We start from the raw sequence: 24,892 nt of genomic DNA, 5'->3' as shown, positions 1-24,892 counted from the left end.
GTAAAGGGCGTTCCCTTAGCGCATTCGTAAATCGGCCTTTACGTCACACCTTGCGGTCTTTCCTGCCGCAAGCACAAACACACACAAATGTTCCCATGCAGCAAATGACAAAATAACCCCTGAACTTATACGCTTTGCTGAAAAAAGCGCCTGATCCCGTCCTTTATACTTATTCCCAAGCTCCAACCGAGGTCATCTCTTACAGAATAACACACTCGCCCGCTTTCCTACCTCCAAACCGAGGTCACATCGCCTACAACCCGCCATTCGCCCACTTTCTCACCTCCAACCGAGGTCACATCGCCTACAACCCGCCTGCACTAGAGCCGCGAAAAGGTGTGTGCGAGCCGATTTAGTGTATGAATCCTACACAGAGCGTCGAAAAGAGGGTTGCGAGACGATTTAGTGTATGAATCCTACACTAGAGCGTCGAAAAGGGGGTTGCGGAACGATTTAGTGTATGAATCCTACACTAGAGCGTCGAAAAGGGGGTTGCGGAACGATTTAGTGTATGAATCCTACACTGGAACGCCGAAAAGAGGCGTGCGAGCCGGACCAGTGTATGAATACTGGAGCACCGAAAAGAAGTATGTGCAGGAAGAGCATTCATACACCAGTCTCGCACAAGTCTATCCACTAGCTTAGGTATTCAACTCGAATTTATAACTCTGTATATGGGCAAAAAACACCTCGCAGATTCGCTTGCGCCAACCTGCGAGGTGCTGTCCATCCACCCTATTCCCATACAATCAAGCTTGGGGCTGCTCTTCCTCTTGCTGTTCCGCTCCCTCAATCAGCCCCGCGAACAAAGCATGCACGAACTGCTCGGAGTCGAACTGCTGCAAGTCGCCCATCCCTTCGCCAAGGCCGACAAGCTTCACAGGAAGGTTCAGCTCATTGCGGATGGCAACGACAATGCCGCCTTTGGCCGTACCGTCCAGCTTCGTCAGAACAAGCCCCGTAACGCCGCTTTTCTCACCGAACAGCTTGGCTTGACTCAACGCGTTCTGCCCCGTCGTCGCATCCAGTACAAGCAGCACTTCATGTGGAGCGCTCGGCAGTTCACGTTGTATAACGCGGAATATCTTATTCAGCTCATCCATCAAGTTCGTCTTGTTCTGCAGACGTCCCGCCGTATCGCAGAGCAGCACATCCACATTGCGCTGCTTGGCGGCTTGTACCGCATCGTAGATCACTGCAGCGGGGTCAGAGCCGGAGGATTGCTTGATGACGTCCACACCAACACGCTGGCCCCATACCTCCAGCTGCTCAATGGCTCCCGCACGGAACGTATCTCCAGCGGCCATCAGCACCGACTTGCCTTCGCTCTTCAGCTTGTGTGCCAGCTTCCCGATCGAAGTCGTCTTGCCCACTCCGTTGACACCTACGAACAAATACACAGTAATGTCACCTCGCGGCGCTTCTTTCAGCTCAGATCGATCATCGCCTTTCAGAAGGCCGATCAGCTTCTCGGACAGCACCGGCTGCAGTTCCGAGGCGTCTTCGATTTTGCGTTTCTTCACTTCCGCACGCAGCTCATCGATCAGCTCCATAACCGTATTTACGCCTACGTCGGCACCGATCAAGATTTCCTCCAGCTCCTCGTAGAACTCCTCATCGATCTTCTTCCGTCTCGTAATCAGCTCTTCCACTTTCTCGACGAATGCCGTTCTCGTCTTGGACAAGCCTTCCTTGAATACATTGGTTACCGCTTCCGTCTTGGAGGCGATGCTTTCCTTCAGCTTCTTAAAAAAACTCATCGTTGCCAATCCCCCATCCTATCTTTACCTTCTATACAATCGCTATGCCGATACCGAGTCCTCTTCCTCCAGACGGACGGACACGAGCTTGGATACGCCGCCTTCCTCCATCGTCACCCCGTACAACACATCCGCTTCCTCCATCGTACCTTTGCGGTGCGTAACAACGATAAATTGCGTCAACTCCGAAAACTCGCGTAAGTATTGAGCGAAGCGCGATACGTTCGCTTCGTCAAGTGCCGCTTCCACCTCGTCCAGCACACAGAACGGCACCGGCTTCACTTGCAAAATGGCGAACAGCAGGGCGATAGCCGTCAATGCCCGCTCTCCGCCTGACAGCAGCTGCAGATTCTGCAGCTTCTTGCCCGGCGGCTGGGCGACGATATCGATACCGGTATCCAATATGCGGTCCGGCTCTGCCAGAACGAGATCCGCGCGTCCGCCTCCGAACAGCTTGCTGAATACGACGACGAAGTGGCTCCGTATCGCCTCGAATGTGGTGCGGAACCGGCGCGACATCTCCTCGTCCATTTCCTTGATAACCTGATACAACGCCGCCTTCGCTTCCATCAGGTCGTCCTTCTGCTCCGACAGGAAGTCGTAACGCTCCTTCACCCGTTCGAATTCCTCGATCGCACCCAGATTCACTTCTCCCAAAGCGGAAATTTTGCGCTTCAGTTCCCGCACTTCCGCTCCTGTCGCAGCTGCATCCTCCGGCAGGGGATACTGCTCCTTGGCCAGCTCATAGCTGAGGCCGTATTCCTCGCTCAGCTTGCGCAGCAGATTGTCCAGCTCGACATCCTGCCGGTTGACAAGAATTTCCGTCTGACGCAAGGCCTCCTCGACCGTGCGCAGCTCCGCGCGCTGCTCCTTCGTCTCGCTCTCTCCCTGGTCAAGCTCCTGAATGCGCCTCGCTCTCTCCGCGCGCTTCAAGTCCGTCTGCTCCGCACAACCAGCCTTCTTCAGCTTCAAGGCATTCAGCTGCTCCAGCTGGGAGATGCTCTCCTCGCCATGCTGGCTCATCTCTTCCTCCTGGCTGGCATGAAGCGCTCGCAGATTAGACATCTCGCCCTTCGCCTTAACGATATCGCCTCGCACACGGGCGGCTCCATCCTCGAAGCTCAGACGCTCCTGATCCAGCTTCGCTACGGCGATCTTCAAGTCGGTCAGCTGTCCTTGAAGCTGCTCCTTCGCCGTCTCGCTGGCTTTCCGCCTCTCCTCAGCAAGCCGGATCTCCTCTTGCAGCCTCACTTCAGCGGCCGTCAGCTCCTCCAGATTCCTCTCGGAGACAGCGATCGTCTCCGAAGCCTTCTTCTTATCGGCTTCATGGTCCCGCAGCTCCATACCGGACGTCTCTCTCTGCTCCAGCAGGCGCTTCTCTTCCGCGGTCAGCTGCGACAGACCGTTCCGCAGCTCCTGCTCCTGGAATCTGGTCTTCTCCATCTCATCCCGCAGCTCTTCAATGTTGGCGGAACGAATGGAGTGCTCCTTGCGCAGGTCGCTCAGCTTCGCGCGCAGCTGTCCCGTCTTCGCGGTGGCATCGGCGATCTCCTCGTCCAGCGCCTCGATCTGACGTTGTCTTCCCAGCAGGCTTGCACCCTTCTTCTGCAGACTCCCGCCCGTCATGGAACCGCCGGCATTGACGACATCGCCTTCCAGCGTGACGACGCGATAGCGGTAATTGCAGCGCGATGCGATCCGGTTGGCCTGCTCCAGCGTCTCCGCCAGCAGGACGTTGCCCAGCAGATTACGTACGATAGCTTCGTAACGATCGTCGCATTGCACCAGGTCGGCCGCAACCCCTACGAAGCCCTCTACCGCCTCCGCGGATCTTCTCTCCTGATCGGATACGGCGCGGCCTCTTATGACATCCAGCGGGAGGAACGTCGCACGCCCCAATTGCCGCTGCTTCAAGTAGCCGATGGCTGCCCGTGCTGTTCGCTCATCCTCCATGACGATATGCTGCAGCGCGCCTCCAAGCGCGGTCTCCACCGCCAGCTCGATTCGTTGCGGCACGCGAATAAGCTCCGCAACGGCGCCATGCACGCCAGCAATGCCTCCCGAACCTCTTCTGGCGGCTTTGAGTACTTCTTTGACGCCGTGCATGAAGCCGTCCAGCGCATCCTGCATCTCCTTCATCGTATCGCGGCGGGAAGTATGACTGTCGAGCTTCTGCTCCCACTTGCGGATGGCAGCCGTCACTTCCTCTGTCAAGCTTGCGGCATCACGAAGACCGCTCTGTTCTTGCAGCATGCGCTGCTTCATTCCTTCCAGATGAGCCGCAACGGTCTGCAACGATTGCTCCAGCTCGTCTCTTCGCTCCTGGAGCGCCTTGCTCTGCTCCAGCCACTTCGCTTCGTCGTCGCCGATCCGTTCCATACGCCGTTGCAGCGCTTCCTGCTGCTGCATGGCGTATCGGATCTCATTGCGAAGCTGGGCCATCGTGCTCAGCACTTCCAGCAGCTCGCCTTTAAGCCCTTCTTCTTCGTCGATGACGGCTTCGCCGGCTACGCCCAACAGCCGGGATTCCTCCTCGGCCAGCTTGCGCCGAAGCTCCTCCAGTTCCCCTTCCAGTGCCGCGGCCTTGCTGCGATAGTCCGCCTCTTCCTTGGTCAGCGACAGTATGCGCGCATCTTGGGCGGCGATAGATTCCTCCAGCTGACGCTTGTTCTGCTCCAGGTTCCGCTTCCGTTCCTTCAGCACCTCGCCGTAGCCTTCGCACTTCTCTGCATCCTCGGCGATCTGCAGCATCGCGGCATGAAGCTCGTCCAGCTGAATCTCCAGCTCTCTCAGCTTCTGTCTGTCCTGCTCCAGATGGGCATCGTGCTTGCTGACGACGGTGGACAGCTCCAGCTGCTTCTGCTGCAGCCCCTTGAGCTTGTCCGCAGCCTCCGAATAGGCACGATGGACATTCTCGATCTGCAGCACATACATCGATATTTCCTTCGTCTTCAGTCCTTCCCGCAATTCCTTGAAGTGTACCGCTTTCTCGGACTGCTTGCGGAGAGGCTCTACCTGATCCTCCAGTTCCGACACAAGATCATGAATACGAAGCAGATTCTGCTCCGTATCGTCGAGCTTCTTCATGGCTTCACGCTTCCGGGACTTGTACTTGACAATGCCGGAGGCTTCCTCGAATATGCCTCTGCGGTCTTCCGAGCGGGTGCTCAGAATTTCCTCTATTCGGCCTTGTCCGATAATAGAATAAGCTTCCTTGCCGATTCCGGTATCCATGAATAATTCCGTAATATCCTTCAATCGGCAAGACTGCTTGTTAATTAAGTATTCGCTGTCGCCGCTGCGGTGTACGCGCCGCGTTACCGTTACTTCATTATATTCAAGCGGCAGGGCGCCGTCGGCATTGTCAAGTGTCAACGACACTTCTCCGTAATTGACCGCCTTGCGCGCGTCGCTTCCCGCGAAAATGATGTCTTCCATCTTGCCGCCGCGCAGGCTCTTGGCGCTTTGCTCGCCAAGCACCCAGCGGATGCCGTCGGAAATATTGCTCTTGCCGGAGCCGTTCGGTCCCACAACCGCCGTTATACCGTTTACAAATTCCAGCTCCGTCTTATCCGCGAAGGACTTGAATCCCGCGAGTTCAATTCGTTTCAAAAACATAGTATGGCTTTCACCTCCCCAACATTGTACCACAAAACGTGAAATAACCCCACAAAGTGGGGCTTTGCTTTGAAGCTTGCTCAGGTACTTTGCGGAGGCCCCGGAACTTATAGATGCTATACGTACAAAAATGCATCCTGCAAGGCCGATACGACCAGCAAGGATGCAATTCCAATCCGCTTCAAAGTCCCGGACTAAAGTATTATCTGGAAAGCTTGCCCCATGCTTCTGCGGCTGCTCTCTGCTCCGCTTCTTTCTTCGTTCTCCCTTTGCCTACTCCGAACCCTTCGTTGCCGATAGATACTTCTACGACGAACTCCCGGTCATGGGCTGGACCGCGCTCCTCCACGATGCGGTAATCGACGGCACCGAGGCCCAGATGCTGAGAACGCTCCTGCAGCTTCGACTTCGCATCCTTCATCAAAAGTCCGAAGTCGTTGGATTCTATGTACGGGAACATGTGCTTCTCCAGAAAGGCCTTGGTCTCTTCAATTCCTGCATCCAGGAACAAGGCGCCAATGAACGACTCGAACAGATCGGCGAGCAGCGCCTGGCGATGCCGCCCTCCAAGCTGCTCCTCTCCCCTGCCCAGCAACACATATCTGCCCAGCTCGAGCCGTTCCGCGAAATAAGCCAACGACGGCTCGCATACGACCGAAGCGCGCATACGCGTCAGCTCGCCTTCCGGACGCTTGGGGTATGTCTTGAACAAATAATCCGACACGAGCAACTGCAGCACCGCATCTCCCAGAAACTCAAGTCGCTCATTGTCCTGAACGGACCCTCGCTTATGCTCGTTCACATAGGATGTATGTGTGAAGGCCTGCCGAAGCAGCTTCCCTTGCCTGAAGGCAAGCTGCAGCTTCTGCTGCAGCTCATCAAAGGAATCATGCCTCATATGCTTTCATCACAATCGTGGCGTTATGTCCTCCAAAACCGAAGGAGTTGGAAAGGGCTGTCGTTACGTTCGCCTGACGTGGCTTGTTCGGCACATAATCGAGGTCGAGCTCAGGATCTTGATTGTCCAGATTGATAGTAGGCGCAATGACGCCATTCCTCAGCGTCAGAGCCAGAATAACAGCCTCTACGCCGCCTGCGGCGCCAAGAAGATGCCCTGTCATCGACTTCGTAGAGCTGACGGCCAGCCGATAGGCATGATCGCCGAACGTCTTCTTGATTGCGATCGTCTCCGAACGGTCGCCGACAGGAGTAGAAGTGCCGTGCGCATTAATGTAATCGATATCCGTCGGTTCTATTCCCGCATCCTTGATCGCCTTGCTCATGCAGCGGGCTGCGCCGTCGGGATCGGGCTCCGTCATATGGAAAGCGTCGCCGCTCATGCCGTATCCGATTACTTCGCCGTATATTCTCGCGCCGCGCTTCAAGGCGTGCTCCAGAGACTCCAGAATGAGAATGCCGGCGCCTTCGCCCATCACGAATCCGTCGCGATCGATGTCGAACGGCCGGCTCGCCTTCTCCGGCTCGTCGTTGCGCACCGACATCGCTCGCATGGAACAGAAGCCCGCCATGCCCGTAGGCCGAATCGTCGCCTCGGCTCCCCCGGCGATCATCACGTCCGCATCGCCCCGTTGAATCATCTTGAAGGAATCGCCGATGGAATGCGTTCCTGTGGCACATGCGGTGACGGCCGTGCTGTTAGGGCCCTTCGCGCCAGTCAGCATGGATACCTGACCGGAAGCCATATTGGCGATCATCATCGGGATGAAGAACGGGCTAACGCGCTTGGGCCCCTTCTGCAGCAATATGTTGTGCTGATCCTCCCAGGTGCCCAGTCCGCCAATTCCGGAACCGACCATGACGCCTACGCGTTCCGCGTCGCAATTGGCGCCGATTTCAAGTCCGGCGTCTTCCACCGCTTTCTTGCTGGCCACGGCCGCGAATTGGACGAACCGGTCCATTCTCCGCGCTTCCTTCTTGTCCAGACCGTAAGCTTCAGGATCGAAGTTTTTAATTTCCGCTGCGATGCGTGTAGGGTACTCCGAGAAGTCATACGCTTCCACAACCGATACGCCTGACTTCCCTTCCATCAGATTGTTCCAGAACGACTCCAGCTCGGAGCCCAGAGACGTCATGACGCCCATGCCTGTTACGACCACTCTTTGTTTCATTGCAATCACCTCTGCAGACATAGCCTCGCGGCTACCGTTTTCCATTTATATCAATAGCATGAATGCTTCATCATCAATTTTCATAATAAGAATAAGGCCAGATCGCTTGATATGGAGAGAAGTCCCGTTGCGATAACGGGACTTGTCCAATCTTAGGTATGAGATTGTATGTAATTCACAACTTCTCCCACCGTAGTGATTTTCTCCGCATCTTCATCAGAGATTTCCATATCGAACTCGTCTTCCAGCTCCATGACCAATTCCACGACGTCAAGAGAGTCTGCTCCGAGGTCATCTTTAAAGGAAGCTTCAAGTGTCACTTCTGCTTCGTCTACGCCTAAGCGATCGATGACAATACGTTTTACGCGATCTACTACATCGGACATCCGATTCACCTCCTCCATCGTATTATACGAGAATTATTTATAAAATACCATCGCCTTTTCTTGTGAAAGAGAAGAGACGATAATCTCGTTACTCTACATATACATGCCGCCGTCTACATGAATCGTCTGCCCCGTCATATAAGACGCGGCGTCTGATGCCAGGAACCGTACGGCTGCAGCGATATCTCCGGCTGCGCCAAGTCTCGCGAGCGGAATGCGGGTCGACAGCGACTCTCGCATCTCCTGCGGCAGCTTGTCCGTCATGTCCGTCTCGATAAAGCCCGGCGCGACGCAATTGACAGTAATGCCCCGAGAGGCCAACTCCAGAGCGCTGGACTTCGTCAGGCCGATGACGCCCGCCTTGGCGGCGACATAGTTGGCTTGTCCCGCATTGCCCAGCACGCCCACTACGGATGAAATATTAACGATGCGGCCCGAGCGCTGCTTCATCATCGGACGGGTAACGGCCTTAATGCCGTTGAATACGCCCTTCAGATTCGTCTCGATCACCTGATCGAATTCCTCTTCCTTCATGCGCATAATCAAATTGTCGCGGGTAATGCCGGCATTATTGACCAGAATATCGATCGAGCCGAACTTGCCCAGCACTTCCTTGACCATGGCTTCGCATTCCTCCGCCTTGCCGACATTCGCCTTCACAAGGATCGCCTGGCGTCCCAGCGCTTCCACCGCGACAGCCGTCTCTCCTGCGGCAGCCTCGCTGCCGGAGTAGTTGACGGCGACATCCGCGCCGGCCTCAGCCAGCGCTACGGCGATCGCTCTTCCTATACCGCGAGACGCGCCTGTTACCAACGCCTTCTTCCCTTCCAATCCAGCAAACATGATATCCCCTCCGCTCTCCCGTTATTGTTTCACTTGCAGCGTATCCAGCGCAGCCATGCTATTGATGGACACGACCTTCACACCTTTGTCCACTTTCTTGATCAACCCGGCAAGCACAGAGCCGGAGCCGATCTCGATGAACGTATCGACGCCTTCCGCAATCAGATAACGGACGGTATCTTCCCATAGAACCGGGGAATACACCTGCTCTACCAGCAAGCGGCGAATATCTTCGCCGCCGGTTGCCGGCCGGGCCGTCACATTGGCTACGACGGGCACGGAAGCGTCTCCTATCGCTATGCCGGACAACGCCTCGGATAACCGCTCAGCTGCAGGCTTCATCAGGGAGGAATGGAACGGGCCGCTTACTTCCAGCGGAATGACGCGCTTTGCGCCGGCTTCCTTGCCGCGCTGCACGACCGCCTCTACCCCTTCCGCAGAGCCGGATACGACAATTTGTCCCGGACAGTTCACGTTCGCCAGCTCGACGGACGAGCATTCTCCGCTAATGGAGGCGCACAGAGCGGCCAACGCTTCGCGTTCCGCTCCCAGCACAGCCGCCATCGCGCCTTGACCGTCCGGCACAGCCTCCTCCATATATTGGCCGCGCGCCCGCACAATCTTCACTGCATCCCGGAAGGAGACGACGTTCGCAGCGAGCAGCGCGCTATACTCGCCCAAGCTGTGACCGGCCACGTAGTCCGGCTTCAGGCCGCTCTCCTCCAGCAGCGCCATATAAGCCGCGCTCACCGTCAGCAGGGCCGGCTGCGTGTTGGCAGTCTGCTTCAGCGCAGCTTCAGGTCCGTCGAAAATAATGGAAGAGAGCTTGAAGCCAAGCGCCTCGTCCGCTTCATGAAATATTGCCCTTGCCTGCTCCGAGGCGTCGAAGGCATCCCTGCCCATGCCTACGGCCTGGGCTCCCTGACCCGGAAATACAAATGCCGTTTTGCTCATAAGGCCTGCTCCTCCTTTAATCTAGTCAAAATATACGCTGTCTAATCCTAATATCCCATAATTTATCATTACCAAATGAGTACGGATGAGCCCCATGTCAGACCGCCGCCAAAGCCTACAAATACAAGACAATCGCCTTCTTTCACGCGGTCCTGCTCCACGGCCTCCGCCAGCGCGACCGGTATGGAAGCTGCGGACATGTTGCCGTATTTGTCGAGATTGATCATTGCCTTGTCCTCCGACAAGTTCAAGCGCTGCATGGCGGACTGGATAATCCGGATGTTGGCCTGATGCGGAACGAGCAGATCCACATCTTCCTTGGTCATCCCGGCCTTCTTCAGTGCGTCTTCCGCCGCGCTGCCCATTATGCGGACGGCGAATTTGAACACATCGTTGCCCGCCATATGGATATAATGCTTCTTGCCGCCCACAGATTCCTCCGAAGCAGGTATACGCGAGCCGCCTCCGCTTACTTTCAGCAGTTCGCCGCCGCTTCCGTCCGCGCCTAGCTCGAACGATCGGAAGCCCCTTCCTTGCTCTACTTCGCCAAGCACTACTGCACCGGCGCCGTCACCGAACAGAATGCAGGTATTGCGGTCGCTGTAATCCGTAATGCGCGACAACGTCTCAGCGCCGATGACCAGCACATGCTTATATACACCGGATGCGATCATGCTGGATGCCGTGGCCATTCCGTATATGAATCCGGAGCATGCTGCCGACAGATCGAACGCGGCGGCCTTCGTCGCCCCCAGCTTATCCTGCAGCAAGCATGCTGTGGACGGGAAGAACATGTCTGGCGTAATCGTGGCGACAATTATCAGATCGATATCCTCCGCCGTCAAGCCGGCAGCGGATATCGCTTTCTTCGAAGCCTGCAGCGCCAGATCGGAAGTCGCCTCCGCTTCCGCCGCTATGCGTCGTTCTCTTATTCCAGTGCGGGTGACGATCCACTCGTCATTCGTTTCCACCATCTGTTCAAGCTCTTGATTGCCCAGTACTCGCTGCGGCACATATTTGCCTGTGCCGATAATTCCGACAGGTCGCAAATTCATTTTAAACACTCACTTCCCGTTAATTTCTGCTGCAATAGAGTCAACCAGCTTGTTTTGTATCGCGATTCTGGCTTGCCGGACCGCATTTTTGACCGCGACGACATCCGACGAACCGTGACACTTCACAACCAGTCCGTCGAGCCCAAGAAGCGGCGCTCCGCCGTGCTCCTTGTAGTCCATCTTCTTCTTCAGCGCTTTCAATCTCGGAAGCATGATCGCGGCAGCCAGCTTCGTCATGACGGACTGCCCGAAAGCATCCTTGAGCGCTGTGAAAATCGTGCCTGCCGCGCCTTCCATCGCCTTCAGCATAATGTTGCCCGCGAAGCCGTCGCATATGAGCACATCGCAATTCCTGTTCAGGACATCCCGCGACTCCACGTTGCCGATGAAATGAATGGGCGCTTCCGCCAGCAGATCGTATGCCGCCTTCGTCGTCTCATTGCCCTTCTTCGCCTCCGTGCCTACATTGAGCAGGCCGATGCGCGGCTTATCGATTCCATGCACCTTGGCGCGATACAGACTGCCCATAATCGCGTATTGGAGCAAATGCTCCGGCTTGGCGTCCATATTGGCCCCCAGATCCAGCGCCAGCACGCCGACATCGTCCATCGTAGGCATCATCGGAGCGAGCGCCGGCCGCTCGATGCCTTCCAGCCTCCCGACGACAAGCAAGCCTGTTGCCATCAATGCGCCGGTATTGCCGGCCGACAGCATCGCATCCGCTTCCTTCTCTTTCACAAGCCGTCCCGCTACGACCATGGAAGCGCCCTTCTTGCGTCTGACCGCCCTGACGGGCTCATCCTCCGGGCCTATTACTTCCGAAGCCTCCACAATTTTTACATTCGCAGGCTTCCTATCGCCGAGCAACGGCTCGATCGCTGCGGGATCTCCGACCAGCAGCAGCTCCGTATCCTGCCATTCTCTGGCCGCCTCCAGCGCCCCGGCGACGATTAATCCGGGAGCGTGATCTCCTCCCATAGCATCAATTGCGATCCGCAATAACTTCTCCTCCCTCGTATGCCCCTTCTCCCGCGGACCTGTATATGACGAAATTGCCCTGAAAGACCATCTCTTCACCAACATATGTGAAACATTCGATTTTCGACTTGCTCCGCTCTCCCGAGATGGACTTGACGTAAGCCTTCGCTATGCATTTCTCGCCTAAGCGGACAGGCCGCAGAAATCGGATATCCGCCGTCACCGTCAACGCGATCGCATCGTCAATAACGGCCACTGCCAATGAATTGGCCTGCGCGAACAGATGATGGCCCCTGGCGATGGAGGTTCTGGAGAAAACATGCTCATCCTTGATTTCAAATATGGATATGCCGCTTCTGTCCAGCTCTAAATCTACAATATCGCCAATTACTTCATGAAGCGGCAAGGAACGAACGGAGTCGTAGGATCTCTCCGCCATCAGCTTCATTCTCTCCCTAACCTCGGGAATGCCGAGCTCCATTCGGTCAAGCCTGATCGTCTGAATGCTAACCTTCAGCAATCGGGTAAGCTCACGATCCGTAATGAACGGGTTTTCCTCAATATATTGGGCAAGCTGTTGATGCCGCTGTCTTTTGGGCATTCGTTCCAAGTCCGGCACCGCCTTTATCCATAGTTATAAGATCTATTCTATGTATTTTAACACCCTTATTATCACCTGGTACTAAAACAGTATATAAAAAATAGCACTCCACCGCAAGATGAAGTGCTATTGCTGAAATCATTTTTTATTGGGAAATGATCTCTTTCGTTTTGTAATATCCGCACACTTTACATACGTGGTGAGCCTTCTTCAGCTCTCCGCACTGCTCGCACTTCACCATACCAGGTATCGCAAGCTTGAAATGCGTACGACGCTTGTCGCGGCGAGTCTTGGACGTTCTACGTTGAGGTACTGCCATCTTTCCCACCTCCTTCACAAAATCAACAACCGCTAATCCTTGAACAAATCTTTCAGTGCAGCAAATCTGGGATCGATGACATCCTTGCTGCAGCCGCACGCACCCGTATTCAAGTCCGTGCCGCATGAAGGACATAACCCCCTGCAGTCCTTGCTGCACAACGGGGCGAAAGGCAGATAGAGAAGCAAGGCTTCCTCCAAATACGGCCTTAAGTCCAGCTTATCCCCTTCAACTTCAATGATCTCATTCTCATCGTCTTCATCACCATCGCCATCCTCTTCAAGCGTTAGCTTGGCAACGGGCTTGAACAGCTCCGATACCGGAATGACGGTATGTTTACTTACAGGCTCCAGACAACGCGAGCAAGCCATCTTCAGATCGATTGACAGTTCTCCTTCAACCTTCACAATGCCATGTTCGCCTGCAGCCTCCAGCGATACATGCAACGGTCCGGCAGAGAGTACATCGCGCTGATTGTTCAACAGCTCATCGACATTCAGTTCTTCCTTCAGAACTTTCCTGCCGCCTTTCGCTATCAAATCTTTCATATGAATCTGCATAAGATCACCTCAAACAAACAAAATTTATTATATCTATTCCAGAGCTGATTTGTCAACATTTTCACCTCGCCAATCTGACGAACTTTGGCATTGTTCGATGAAATCATGCTCATCGGCTACCGTTATGCTATGATGGGTACCAGCATCCCCTCTATATTAGGAGAGAAAGGAATGGACAACCTTGCGCACTGTAGGTCTAATCGTTGAATACAATCCGTTCCATAACGGTCATGCATATCACCTTCGGCAGTCGCGTGCCATTGCGGATGCGGACGCGGTCGTCGCCGTCATGAGCGGGCACTTCCTGCAGCGGGGCGAGCCGGCTCTCGTAGACAAGTGGGCCCGCACGGAGATGGCTCTAGCCGGAGGCTGTGACCTCGTCATCGAGCTTCCCGTCGCCTATGCGACGCAAGCCGCAGAGTGGTTCGCCTATGGCGCGGTATCGCTGCTTGAAGCGACCGGTGTCGTCGACGCCTTCTGCTTCGGCACGGAGAGCGGGAAGCTCGCTCCGCTTATGCTGGCCGCAGAGCTATTGGCGAATGAGCCCGCAGCGTTCAAGGACATGCTGAAGCTGCGGCTGGATGAGGGATCCAGCTACCCCGGCGCCTACAGCGATGCCGTCAGCGCTTATTTGCATCGGCAAGGTCACCTGGATGCCAGCGGATTCCCCTTCGACCAGCCGAATCATACGCTTGCCTTGCATTATCTGCTTGCCCTGAAGCGGATTCACGGCGTCATGGAGCCGCTGACGATCGCCCGGGAGAAGTCGCAGTATAATGACGAACACGCTACGGACGCCAGCATCGCGAGCGCTACAGCGATTCGCAAGCAGCTGCTGGACAGCCGCAGCCTTCAGGAAGCAGGCGCATATGTGCCCTTCTCCACACAAGCGGTACTCGCCGATCGTTGGGCCAAGCGACAATGTCCCGTCAGCTGGGACAACTTCCGCATCGCGCTGTTCAACGCCATCCTTACGCGAACGCCAAGTCAATTGGCGGACATTCATGAGATCACGGAAGGACTGGAGCATCGCATATGCAATAGCATGCCCCAACTTACGGAAGCTACCATCGATCAGCTGCTCACCGCCCTGAAGACGAAGCGATACACCCATACCAAGCTGCAGCGCGCGCTGCTCTCCATTATGCTGGGACACAGCAAAGCCGACTTTACAAGAGACAAGCTGGCGACGGGCGTGCAATACATACGGGTATTAGGCTTCACAGAGAAGGGGAAGCTGCTGCTGCGGCGCATGCGCAAAGCAGCCTCGCTCCCCGTATTGCTTAGCGCGGCCCGGCCGCCTGCTTCTTACCGTTATCTGGAGCTCGACACAACGGCTACGGCGATTTATATGCTGGGCGTGTCAGGAGCGAATTCGGCTTCCATGTACAGGGATTTCCGAGGACTGCCGATTATCGGACAGTCGCCCGGCGATAGTCCGCTATAGCTCCCAACGCTTCTTCCAGTGTAGAGACGCCGACGATCTTCATCTCGCTACCGATCGCCTCGCTCTTCCTTCTCGCATCCCGCTCGTTGCCCTTGGGCACCAGGAAGAGCTCGGCGCCTTGCCGGCTCGTGGATACCACCTTCTGCCTCACGCCGCCAATCGCACCTACCTTCCCATCCGGCGCAATGGTGCCGGTTGCAGCGATCCGCATGCCGTCCGCCAGCTCGCCGTCCGTCAGCAGATTGATCCCTTGCAGCGCAAATACAAGTCCTGCCGAAGGACCGCCAATCCCATTGGCCGTAATGTTCAATTGTCGGGACGGTTCCTTGGCCACGATGGCCCTGAGCTCAATAAAACCCGTTACGCCAAGCACTACCGGCAATTGATCTGCGGTAAGTGCCGAAATACCGGATTCAGGCAATCTGACTCGCACGACGCGATGCTTGCCATCGGTTCCCGTCACATTCAGCGACAACGAATCGTCCTTGCCGTTATGCTGCCGCAGCGCAGCTACGGCGCTATCCGCTCCGCTTATCCCCTCTCCCTCATTCACGCCGGTTATAACGTCTCCGGCGCGGAATCCGCTAGCGACCTGTCCGGCAATTCGCAGAACGTCGGACACGACGAGCGCTTGCGGCTCAAGGCCGTAGTCCACGCCAAGATGTCGGTATGCCGCTTCCAGCGCATCGTTCTGGGAGCCCTGCATAATAACGGTCAGCCGCTGGGCGAATTGTCGCTGCGAATCGCCTCGGAACACATCGCGCTTCCAAGCCACTTCCTTGTCGCGATGCACCCCTGCCTTGGCCACTTCCCACATATTCGGGGCTGTCAGCTTCACAGCAGTAAGCAGCAGACCTTCTTCTTCGCTTGCTTCCGCTTCAACACCGTCTCTCTCCATCATGCTCGCTACCGGAATCGCGATTCCGGGCTCGTATACGACATATGGAGTGGGAGCATACAATAACGCCCACATCAATGCCGCCGTACATGCGGCGGATACGAGCACGCGACGCAGAACAGACCGTCTCCCTCTCATCTCCTCACCCCTCCCGTTACAATCTGTACATGGTCTATCTCTCCTCTAAGCGGCGTACATATTAGCGTAGGATTGTCCATTCAAGCAAGAGGAGTTGACCCTGTTGCCCAAAACGATTATGATCGCGGTTCTGTCCATCGCGCTCGTCTGTTCAATCATCCTTCAGCCCGACGCATCGTTCCAAGCATCCCTGCAAGGCTTGGCCGTCTGGTGGAATTTAATATTCCCGGGTGTTCTGCCCTTTCTTGTGCTGTACGAAATCATGCTCGCCTTCGGGCTTGTCCATGCGCTTGGCGCTCTGCTCTCGCCGCTCACGTCCCGTTTGTTCAGGCTTCCCGGCGAGGCCGGGCTCGCCTTAATGCTCGGCTTTCTTGGAGGTTACACGGCCGGAACCGACGCCACCGCAGCCTTGCGCAAGAGACAGAGGATTACCCGCTCGCAAGCGGAACGGCTGCTGGCTTATGCCCATATGCCCAACCCCTTGTTCATGCTGGTCGTCGTCGGGGCGGGCTTCCTGCATCGCCCGATGACCGGCGTCGTCATTGCCGCTGCCGTCTGGCTATCCGCATTATGGCTGCTGCTCGCCACCTCCCTGCTGCCGGGGAAGTCCGACCCGCTTGCGAATGGGCGAGCAGGCAATGAAGCGGCGACAGGCCTGTTGCGGTCGGCCTCCTCAGCTATGGAGGCCGCCAGGAAGCAAGACGGACGCAGCTTCGGCACCGTGCTGGGAGAAGCTGTCTCTTCCGGCGTGCAGAAGCTGCTTGTCATCGGCGGATTTATTCTATTCGCAGCTGTGCTGGCCAAGCTATGCGAGCCGCTGCTCGCTCCCATGCTGACTGCGGTACCATTCCTCGGCTCAGCGCTGTTCGAGAGCCACCTGGGCGCCTATGCGGCTTCAGACTGGCAGCAGCATACGGATGCGGTTACGGGAGCGGCCGTCATCGCCGCCACGCTTGCATGGAGCGGCTTTGGGGGGATATTGCAGGCTGCCCACTCTGCATCAGGCACAGATTTGCGACTGCTTCCCTTCATGGCACACCGCATCGTGCATGCGGTGCATGCTGCGCTGTTCGTTTTCCTTCTATGGAAGCCGCTCTCCTTACTTTCACAGTACTTAGGCGGCAGCTATGCCCTGCCTACCTCAACGAGCCCGGCCGGAACGACTACGGGACCTGCCGCTCCGTTCCCGTACAACACAAGCGACCTACCCCTGCTTTGGGATAAGTCGCTTATTGCCGCAGGAACATGCCTAGCCGTTGGCTTGGCAGCCGCTATATGGCTTAGGCTGAGACGACAGACGGATTAACGTCTCGTTCGGCCTTGTTCCTGCACCTTATCGTTTGGCGTATTTCTCCCGCAGTCGCGTCTCAACTTCAGGAGGCACCAAGTCCTCTACCTTCCCGTTGAACTGGGCGATCTCCTTCACGATGCTGGAGCTGAGATAGGAGTACTTGGGATTGGTCATCATGAACATGGTGTCGATCTCTCCGTCCAGCAGATGGTTCGTCGACGCGAGCGTCAGCTCGTATTCGAAATCCGTTACGGAACGAATGCCGCGAATAATAACGTCAGCCTGCCGCGAGCGCATATAGCGCACAAGTAAATCCCGGAAGCTGTCGATTTCGACGTTCGGAATGTTTTTCGTCACCTGTGCGAGCAACTGCTTCCGTTCATCAACCGTGAATAACGGATTTTTGCTCGTATTGTTCAATACGGCAACGATGAGTCGGTCGAACTGCTTCGCAGAACGCTGGATAATGTCCAAATGACCGTAAGTGACGGGATCAAAGCTGCCGGGGTATACGGCTATTCTTTCTTTTCTGCTGTTATGCGTTGTCATCGTCTTCTCTCCTAACCTTGCTGTCCATGCTGTCATTCGCTATGTATCGATAAACGGTTACGCTCGTATCCCCGTACTTCGCCTTCTTCAAGCATTGGAATTCTGCTATTTCATCGGGGTATACAACCGCTGTGTCATGCTCGATTACGACAATCGCATCCAGCTCCAGCATGCCTGCTTCTGCCATGCCGCTTATCATCGCGTCCATATTCGTCATTCGATAAGGCGGATCGAGGAAGACAAGCCGGAAGGAAAGTCCTCGCTTTGCCAACGCTTTCAGCGCTCTCTCCGCATCGTTGCGATATATTTCAGCCGCCTGCTCCGCGCCTGCTGCCTTCACATTGTGGCGGATCGTGTCAATGCTTAGCTTCTCTCGATCGACGAAGATAATGCGAGCAATGCCCCTGCTCCATGCTTCGATGCCCAGCCCGCCGGTTCCCGCGAATAGATCAAGAGCAACTCCGCCATCGAAGTAAGGTCCGATCATGCTGAATATGGCTTCTTTCACTTTATCCATCGTCGGTCTCGTGTTCATGCCCGGCACAGCTTTCAGTACACGGCCCCTGGCCTGGCCCGCTACGACTCTCACGTCAATATTGCCCCTTTCACACAACTTCCCGCTTATCGTACCACACAATCTATTCAAGTGAAAAGACAACGTGCGCAACTCATCGCATCCATATTCTCTGCAATTGAGCGTACATATCCCCAGACCGCTATCCTAAAATTCTTCGGTACAAATAATCAGAGCCAGGTATATTCCTCGCAAATCGGGAGAAGATAAAATCATCGGCGTCGAGAGATGCCGTAGACAACCGCGGAGAAGACTTACGTTTCCCCATAAGCTCTTCGTCCGGTTTCTCCTCTCCCATGAAAGACCCCCGCCGAAAGGCGGGGGTCGATTTTTTGATTCTGCCTACATCTCTGAACGAGGCGAATAACGCAAATCAATCTGACATTTTCAGCCGATCGCCGCCTCGACAACTACCCGGCTCCCTCCCTTTATTGGCACTTGCCAGCAGCCGTTCTCGACGACGGAGGAGATGGCTGCCGTCATGCCGTTCATTGAAATACTTCTCACAGCATAAGCCGGCGCAGGAATGCGCAGCATGCCGTCAAGCTCTGCAGGCAAACGAACCGAGGCGCGGAACAGCCGCTCCGTACGCTCCCAAGATACGTGGAGTTCTCCCTTAGGCGACATGATGCTGCCTTCCGCCCAGTCAAGAGTAACGGGCTGCGGTGAGATGACGATGGGTGATGTCCATGCGTCGCTGGGGGGAATGCCTGCGATTGTATGAGGTAGGAAATAAGCCGGCGCCACGCTCCAGCCATGACAATAACTGCGTGTGGGATATCCCGGCGACCACCTTCCTGGCATATCCTCCCAACAAGTCGTGCTGTCCGCATCCGCCATTTGTCCCCATATGGAACGAATTTCACTTAACAGCTCGCTTGCCAATCCTGCCTTCTTCAATCCTTGCAGCTTGAAAAAACGCATAAACGGCGTTGCGCATGCGACAGTATCCTTCACTTCCCCGCGAACATATTGCAGAAGAGCAGCACGCCGATCTTGCCGGACGGCATCGTTAATGTAACAGATGATTTGCGTCTGCTCGCTGGCAACGTCGCTCAACCGGCCATCAGCACTGATGCAATCCGCGAATGCCCCGACCCTGTCGTCCCATAGAAATTCGTTCATCCCATCCATAATCGCTTCTGCAATCAATCGATATTGCTCGGCATCTCCCCGTTCTCCTATTCGCTCTGCAAGCTCCCCAGCTTCTCTGCAACATTGAAGATACCATGCGTTGACATGTGTTACGATAGCCCCGGAAGGAGCGTCAATAGAAGCCCAATCCAGCAGATTCCAATAAGGGGATGCGATCAGCCCCGTACGCTCGTCCATTAAATTCTCGGCGATGTATAGCGTTTGCCGCTTCAGCATAGGGTAAATTCGCTTGGCAAATGCCATGTCTCCCGTTCGCCTTACATGGGCTGTGCAAGCCAGTGCCCAAAGCAAGCTCCACGTCGACAACACGTTCTCCCAACCGCTCGGCACCTGGGATTCTACGATGGGAGAGCGCTTCACGGATTCTCCGGCAAGCAGCAGGCTGCGTGCAATCAGCGGCTCCATGCCTGACATGGCCGATTGAACGCCGGACATAATATAAGCGTCTCCCACCCAGTATGCTTGTTCATACGTGGGGCAATCGACAAATACATCATCGCTGCACAGCGCCGCCGTCCAGCGGCTCATCTGGAAAATGCGATTCAACTTTTCTTCGCTGCAGCGAAAATGGCCTATTCTCGGAGAAGGATACGTCCTGAGCAAGCATTGCACCGAGCGAAGACGGATTGCACCTGTGAATTCGGACAGCTGAATGACTAGATATCTGAAGCTCCGGTGCTGGAGGGACCGGTATCGCTGCCATCCTTGCTTGCAAATATAACGCATCGTATTATGCATGGAGTCCATATGAACAATCATGTCACCGCTATATGCCTCAAACCCGTAAATATCCATCACCGTCCCGGCAGGCGCATAGAGCTCAAACTCCAGAAGTCCCGCCGTCATGCGATCGAATTCAAGCACAAGGCGAACGGCTTGCCCTGCATTCGGCGCAGCTATAATCGTACTGTCCCTGTTGCCGCTGCAGCAGCTGTGGGCATAGCAATCGGCTTGCTCGAACGCTTCGATAGGCAAGGAATGCCGGATTCGCAAAAAAACATTTTCCGAATGCTCCATATCGCGGGTAATCGCCGTCCAGCTGTCCTTGGCTGCTGCCTGCCACTGCTGCCAGTCAGATGAATGCTTCAATTGCTCGAACAGGGCACGGCCATCCTCATCCCTTCCGGGAACAAAGAAACCAAAGCGGCTTTCCTCAATGCCGGGTAGGCAAGGTGACACGGGCACGTCATCCGTCAACTCGACCACGGTCTGAAATGTAAATTCGTGCGCAACGCCTTCAAACCAAAAAAGGAGAAAGTTCTCCCCCGCATTGAGCGGGACATCATAATGGAACAATCCGCTCCAGTGCTGCCCGGAATCATCAATGGGCTGCATCTTCACCCCATTCACCGCTAGCTTGGTATGCAAGCCGGAAGTCCGGTCTTGAAAGTAAAACCGCAGCATGGCGCTCCGTTCCAGCTCCACTGTGGTGACCACCATCCCCTGCACCGCATGCGGATTGGCGTCCTTGTTGCCAGGAAGAAGCAAATGGCGCAAATCCATGCTCCAAGGCGCTCTTGGAAGCTTCACCGTCACCTTCTCCCTTACCTTGGCGGGATACACGGTCTCTTCAGCCAGAAGCGGAATGTCTCGCGGTTGCAGCTTCGGTTCTCTTCCCGGATTAACCGCTTGCAGCCATGCAGATTCGGCGGCACGATGACATCCCTCCGGACAATCCATCAGCCAACCCGCAGGCTCCACCCTGGCGTCATAATGCTCCACGAAAGCTTGCTGGGTCGATATGCGAGGCGTATTGTCCCCGAACGAAGGGTGCAAGCGGCATAACCAGGACTCATCCGTCACAACGGCATTCTCTCCCTCGTCGCCCGCCGCGTGGAGCTTTGCCGCAAAACCGGATTGGCCGGTAAAGATGTATTGAAAGGTGGACACATCCAAAACATGCAGCAGCACGGCCAGTCGATTATCGCCCTCCAGCAGCGCATCGGATACATCGTAAGAATCGAACGCGTAGCTATCCGGCCAGCCGCGCACGGGGCCTTGACCTATCCACTGCCCGTTGAGCCATGCGGTGTAGCGGTAATCCGCTGTAATATGAAGGAAAGCCTGCTGGGTCCCTTTCTTCCACGAAAAAGACTTGATGAAACAATAATAGGCCTTTCCGCTTTCAGTGTGCTCCAAGGAGGAAGGATAACTAATCCAGATCGCTCCTGATAATGGGGAATTCTGCGGCAACTCTTCCATCAGACAGCAACTCCCTTCCAATATTTCTAATCGTTCTTAAACTCCTGAGGAGTCTGGCCGACAACCTTTTTGAATACTTTTGTGAAATAAGGCGTATTGTCGTAACCGACTTGAACGGCGACATCGCTAACTTTGGCGGATGGCAATCTTAACAGCTCCATAGCTTTCTCAATTCTTGCCCGGGTCACATAGTGATTAATGCCCTCGCCAGTTGTTTCTTTGAATATTCGGGATAAATAAGCTGTGCTCATATGGGCGATCTTGGACAATTCGGACAGGGACAGGTCCCCGCTAAGGTGCTGGGAAATATACCATTTCAATCGACTCATAACATCCTTGTTCATATCTCGTTGACGGCTTGTCAGCTTGAATACCTCGGCGGAAACCGTATGGAACACTTCGCTCATCTGTTCCACGGAATAGAAGCAGGACATGTCCGTCCATTCCTCGATACGCAGCCTATCCCGTTCCTCCGAAGTCAAGGTAAGCTTATTCACGGAGGTCAGCAACGCTAGCGACAGCATATGGACTATCTCTGCGTAGATCCGGTATGGAAGACCTGGAGTCGTCCGGGCATCCCGAAATACTTCGTTAAGCCGGTTATAGTATTGTTCCTCATCACCGGCCTCCAGCAACAGTCCGAGCGATTCCAGCAAGTCCATGCCCGGCAGCCGGCCCATTAACACGCCGGCTCCCTGCAGCACTTCCTCAATCGATCCCCGGCCCTGACTGATATGCTGCTTCAGAGCCTGCAAAGCCTCCTGATAGCAGATTACCCATTGCTCCAAGTTGTCCGCCTGCTTGGACAGCATGATGGATGTGTCCATGCCGTGTCGTTCGAACAGTTTTTCTTGCATATCGATTAAAGCTCTTCGAAGTTGCTTCTCCATAACGGCTGACCTCATTGCGCTTTTCGATTGCCATGCGCATGCAAAATAATCGGCATCGCGCCAGCACTCCATGAAAAGACCTGTTTCCCCCTTAACCGTTCCTGCAGCTTCAAATAGAAGGCTGTCCAATGTCCCGCTCTTTGGGGCATCGATCCATTTCTTCCGGTTGTTCACTCGCATGACGGCAAATCTGACAGGAGAATCCAACGCAATGTCCAGTTGCAAGAACATTCCTTCCGCGATTATCTCATTTACATTCCGATCAGTGCGTTCGCTTCCCGCACACTGTCTCAAAAAACTCTCTCTCACGACCGGCACCGTCTCTTCATACCGGCTTCGCAGCTTATGTATGGATTCGGCTTCCTTCTTCTCCTCCTTCAGGCTCAAGAGCGCACGTTCCAAGCATTGAAGCAATTGCTCGTCTCGAACCGGCTTGACCAGGAAATCGAAAGCGCCAAGCTTCACAGCTTGTTGGGCATATTCAAATTGACCGAAGCCAGTCAGGAATATGACCTTGCAAGAGGGGCGGCAAGCTCTTACTGCTCCCGCAAGCTCCAATCCGTCACGCCCAGGCATCCGGATATCGGACAGCAGAATATCGCATGGACTCGATTCCATCGCGCGCAGAGCCTCTTCGGCATTATGGAAGCCTTGAATGCTTGCGAACGGAAGGCCGCTCTCCAGAACGGCTTGCGTCAATCCGCGCAGAATTCTCCTCTCGTCATCAACAATCATTAACGTGTATATGACCGTTCCCTCCCTCATGCAGAGGCAGCTTAAGAGTAATAACAAAGCCGCCTTCCTTACGCTTGCCGATCGCAATGCCGAAGCCCGGCCCGAATTTATACCTCAATCGCCAATGAATGTTCCACAACGCAAAGCTATTGTCCGGATGGATGTGCTCCCTTTCCAGACCTGCGACTACTTCACGCATCCGCGCTTCTTCTATTCCCGGCCCGTTATCCGCCACCATCAATTCCAATACGCCCCCATCGGCCGCGGCAGAGATTTCGATTCTCACATGCTCTGCACTCTCCTCCAGTGCGTGAACAACCGCGTTCTCGATCAATGGCTGAAGAATGAGTCTCGGCACCAGAACGTGCGATAGTTGAGGAGCGATATGAAGCTCATAGGACAGTTGATCTTCGAACCGGATGGATTGGATGTCAAGATAGACGACGGAATGCGACACTTCCTCCTGAAGCGTCACCTCGTCGCTCCCGCTTTTGTACGTAATAAACTGATAATAGCGGCCCAGGTAATCCGTCATTCTGGCTATAGCTTCATAATCCCGTTCTTTCGACATCCGGTACACGCTGTAGAAGCAGTTGTATAAGAAATGAGGATTGATCTGTGCCTGAAGCTGAATCAATTCCGACTGCTTGATTCTGATCTGTTGCAAATAGTCCCTTTGAATAGCGTGCTCGATTCGTTGAATCATGTCGTTAAATCGTGTGTAGATATAGTCAAATTCGTCATTTCGGCTGCTCGCAATCCTTGTATCGTAACGCTCTCTCCCTACTTGCTGCATGGCATTGTACAGTACCCGTATCGGTTTGTGGATGTGCCTGTAAATAATATAGGAGAATCCGATAACGCTAAGCACGGATACTGCGATCAAAACATACAGCTTCTGCTTCGTTCTTCTTACTTCTCCCAGGAACTCCCGTTCCGGAACATAGACTGCAGCGGTCCAATTAAGCTCGGGAGAATGCCGGTAGAGCACGGTATACTTCAACTTGTCGACCTTCGTATGGAAAATGCCGTCGGATTCGCCTGCAAGCAGCTGTTCCGACAAACGTTCCCCGATGACGTCGGACACCATGCTGTCATTTCCTCGAATCACAAATCCGGCTGAACGATCAACTATTAAAGCGCTTCCAGACTTTCCGACTGTCAGTTGTCCCAGCAATGAACGAAATTGGTCCAGCGCAATGTTCATCCGAAGCACATAATGCAGCTTTTGTGTGCCGTTACGCATCGTTCGGGTGAAGAGCGTATAGCTTAATACGTCGCTCCTTGTCCGTTCCAGCTCAGCCCAGCCGTATGAAGCCTTCAGCCAACCGTCGCTGTAATCCTCTTCGGCATACGAACTCCGATCGTCAGAAGGAATATCGGTGCGCCCAGAGACGTAGGATAATCGCAAGTTCGACTCGGGAAAGTCGATTATCAAGTCGTCGATGAAGCTGCTATTCGAAACAATCAGTTCGAATTTGGATTTCAGCTCTTTGAATAAAGCGATTTTCTCATAGTCACTCATAATATTTTGGGCCGCATAAAAATATTGAACGTTTTCATCATTTTTCAGCATGAGCTGAAATTGCTTTACACGTTCCAGATCGATTGTCAACCTGCTCAGGAACTGGTCCAAGTCCGTATGTACGGAATCCGTAATCCGATGCTTGACCGACGTAATCGCAGATCCAAGCAGAGAAAGCGAGACGAGATACACAGGAATTGTCAGCAGGAAAAATGCAAGCAGCAGCTTCATTAATACACCGCGCAAATTCCCCTTTATCGCTAATTTCCGTATCATCGCCTCTCC

At 54.7% G+C, this 24,892-nt stretch carries 20 protein-coding genes; 2 read left to right on the top strand and 18 right to left on the bottom strand.

Translation table 11 applies throughout. From position 1 onward, the window contains the following. Positions 1 to 749 precede the first annotated feature (749 nt). From ftsY to M6D81_RS26585, 12 genes are all read right to left on the bottom strand, one after another. A complete protein-coding gene (gene ftsY, locus M6D81_RS26640; RefSeq protein ID WP_262680218.1) occupies positions 750 to 1,760 on the bottom strand; it encodes a signal recognition particle-docking protein FtsY in 1,011 nt (336 codons plus the stop codon). A 42-nt stretch (positions 1,761 to 1,802) separates the two neighbouring features. Next, positions 1,803 to 5,378, bottom strand: a complete 3,576-nt coding sequence (smc, locus tag M6D81_RS26635; protein ID WP_262680217.1) for a chromosome segregation protein SMC — start codon at positions 5,376 to 5,378, stop codon at positions 1,803 to 1,805. Between the two features lie 202 nt (positions 5,379 to 5,580). Further along, on the bottom strand, positions 5,581 to 6,276 hold the full coding sequence (gene rnc, locus M6D81_RS26630; RefSeq protein WP_262680216.1) for a ribonuclease III: 696 nt from the start codon (positions 6,274 to 6,276) through the stop codon (positions 5,581 to 5,583). After that, complete coding sequence (gene fabF / locus M6D81_RS26625; protein WP_262680215.1) at positions 6,266 to 7,507, bottom strand: beta-ketoacyl-ACP synthase II; 1,242 nt, start codon at positions 7,505 to 7,507, stop codon at positions 6,266 to 6,268. Before fabF ends, rnc begins: the two co-directional genes overlap by 11 nt. 152 nt (positions 7,508 to 7,659) lie before the next feature. Further along, positions 7,660 to 7,893: an acyl carrier protein gene (gene acpP / locus M6D81_RS26620; protein WP_262680214.1), complete on the bottom strand. Its 234-nt coding sequence runs from the start codon at positions 7,891 to 7,893 to the stop codon at positions 7,660 to 7,662. A 93-nt stretch (positions 7,894 to 7,986) separates the two neighbouring features. Then, positions 7,987 to 8,736 carry a 3-oxoacyl-[acyl-carrier-protein] reductase gene (fabG, locus tag M6D81_RS26615; RefSeq protein WP_262680213.1) on the bottom strand — a complete coding sequence of 250 codons (750 nt, stop codon included), beginning with the start codon at positions 8,734 to 8,736 and terminating at the stop codon, positions 7,987 to 7,989. A 21-nt stretch (positions 8,737 to 8,757) separates the two neighbouring features. Further along, a complete protein-coding gene (gene fabD / locus M6D81_RS26610) occupies positions 8,758 to 9,690 on the bottom strand; it encodes an ACP S-malonyltransferase (protein WP_262680212.1) in 933 nt (310 codons plus the stop codon). A gap of 68 nt (positions 9,691 to 9,758) precedes the next feature. Continuing rightward, a complete protein-coding gene (locus tag M6D81_RS26605; protein ID WP_262680211.1) occupies positions 9,759 to 10,745 on the bottom strand; it encodes a beta-ketoacyl-ACP synthase III in 987 nt (328 codons plus the stop codon). 9 nt (positions 10,746 to 10,754) lie between these two features. Next, the gene (gene plsX / locus M6D81_RS26600) at positions 10,755 to 11,744 is read right to left on the bottom strand and encodes a phosphate acyltransferase PlsX (protein WP_262680210.1); all 990 of its coding nucleotides are present in this window, start codon (positions 11,742 to 11,744) and stop codon (positions 10,755 to 10,757) included. Then, positions 11,728 to 12,324, bottom strand: coding sequence for a transcription factor FapR (gene fapR / locus M6D81_RS26595; RefSeq protein ID WP_262680221.1), 597 nt, complete (start codon positions 12,322 to 12,324; stop codon positions 11,728 to 11,730). Before fapR ends, plsX begins: the two co-directional genes overlap by 17 nt. 145 nt (positions 12,325 to 12,469) lie before the next feature. Continuing rightward, positions 12,470 to 12,643 (bottom strand): 50S ribosomal protein L32, encoded by a 174-nt coding sequence (rpmF, locus tag M6D81_RS26590; protein WP_262680209.1) that lies wholly within the window; start codon positions 12,641 to 12,643, stop codon positions 12,470 to 12,472. Positions 12,644 to 12,675: 32 nt separating this feature from the next. Continuing rightward, on the bottom strand, positions 12,676 to 13,203 hold the full coding sequence (locus M6D81_RS26585; protein ID WP_262680208.1) for a YceD family protein: 528 nt from the start codon (positions 13,201 to 13,203) through the stop codon (positions 12,676 to 12,678). 181 nt (positions 13,204 to 13,384) lie between these two features. On the opposite strand from M6D81_RS26585, the gene M6D81_RS26580 reads away from it, so the two are divergent. Next, entirely contained in the window at positions 13,385 to 14,650 is a 1,266-nt protein-coding gene (locus M6D81_RS26580; RefSeq protein WP_262680207.1) for a nucleotidyltransferase, read from the top strand. On the opposite strand, the gene M6D81_RS26575 is transcribed toward M6D81_RS26580, so the two are convergent. Then, positions 14,616 to 15,686 (bottom strand): S16 family serine protease, encoded by a 1,071-nt coding sequence (locus M6D81_RS26575; RefSeq protein ID WP_262680206.1) that lies wholly within the window; start codon positions 15,684 to 15,686, stop codon positions 14,616 to 14,618. The genes M6D81_RS26580 and M6D81_RS26575 overlap by 35 nt on opposite strands. Before the next feature lie 103 nt (positions 15,687 to 15,789). Here M6D81_RS26575 and M6D81_RS26570 point away from each other — a divergent pair, with 103 nt between their 5' ends. Beyond that, complete coding sequence (locus M6D81_RS26570; RefSeq protein WP_262680205.1) at positions 15,790 to 16,992, top strand: nucleoside recognition domain-containing protein; 1,203 nt, start codon at positions 15,790 to 15,792, stop codon at positions 16,990 to 16,992. A gap of 27 nt (positions 16,993 to 17,019) precedes the next feature. On the opposite strand, the gene coaD is transcribed toward M6D81_RS26570, so the two are convergent. The 5 genes from coaD to M6D81_RS26545 form a co-directional block, all read right to left on the bottom strand. After that, the gene (gene coaD, locus M6D81_RS26565; protein ID WP_262680204.1) at positions 17,020 to 17,526 is read right to left on the bottom strand and encodes a pantetheine-phosphate adenylyltransferase; all 507 of its coding nucleotides are present in this window, start codon (positions 17,524 to 17,526) and stop codon (positions 17,020 to 17,022) included. Further along, the gene (rsmD, locus tag M6D81_RS26560; RefSeq protein ID WP_262680203.1) at positions 17,513 to 18,115 is read right to left on the bottom strand and encodes a 16S rRNA (guanine(966)-N(2))-methyltransferase RsmD; all 603 of its coding nucleotides are present in this window, start codon (positions 18,113 to 18,115) and stop codon (positions 17,513 to 17,515) included. The genes coaD and rsmD overlap by 14 nt, the downstream gene beginning before the upstream one ends. 372 nt (positions 18,116 to 18,487) lie before the next feature. Continuing rightward, positions 18,488 to 21,457, bottom strand: a complete 2,970-nt coding sequence (locus M6D81_RS26555) for an alpha-L-rhamnosidase-related protein (RefSeq protein WP_262680202.1) — start codon at positions 21,455 to 21,457, stop codon at positions 18,488 to 18,490. Between the two features lie 26 nt (positions 21,458 to 21,483). Beyond that, positions 21,484 to 23,112, bottom strand: coding sequence for a response regulator (locus tag M6D81_RS26550; protein WP_262680201.1), 1,629 nt, complete (start codon positions 23,110 to 23,112; stop codon positions 21,484 to 21,486). Next, positions 23,072 to 24,883: a cache domain-containing sensor histidine kinase gene (locus M6D81_RS26545; RefSeq protein ID WP_262680200.1), complete on the bottom strand. Its 1,812-nt coding sequence runs from the start codon at positions 24,881 to 24,883 to the stop codon at positions 23,072 to 23,074. The genes M6D81_RS26550 and M6D81_RS26545 overlap by 41 nt, the downstream gene beginning before the upstream one ends. Positions 24,884 to 24,892: the final 9 nt, after the last annotated feature.

Origin of the sequence: Paenibacillus sp. J5C2022 (assembly GCF_025567625.1) — a bacterium.
GTDB lineage: Bacteria > Bacillota > Bacilli > Paenibacillales > Paenibacillaceae > Pristimantibacillus.
Note: the sequence above shows the minus strand (reverse complement) of the source record. Positions and strands in the feature narration are given on the sequence as shown.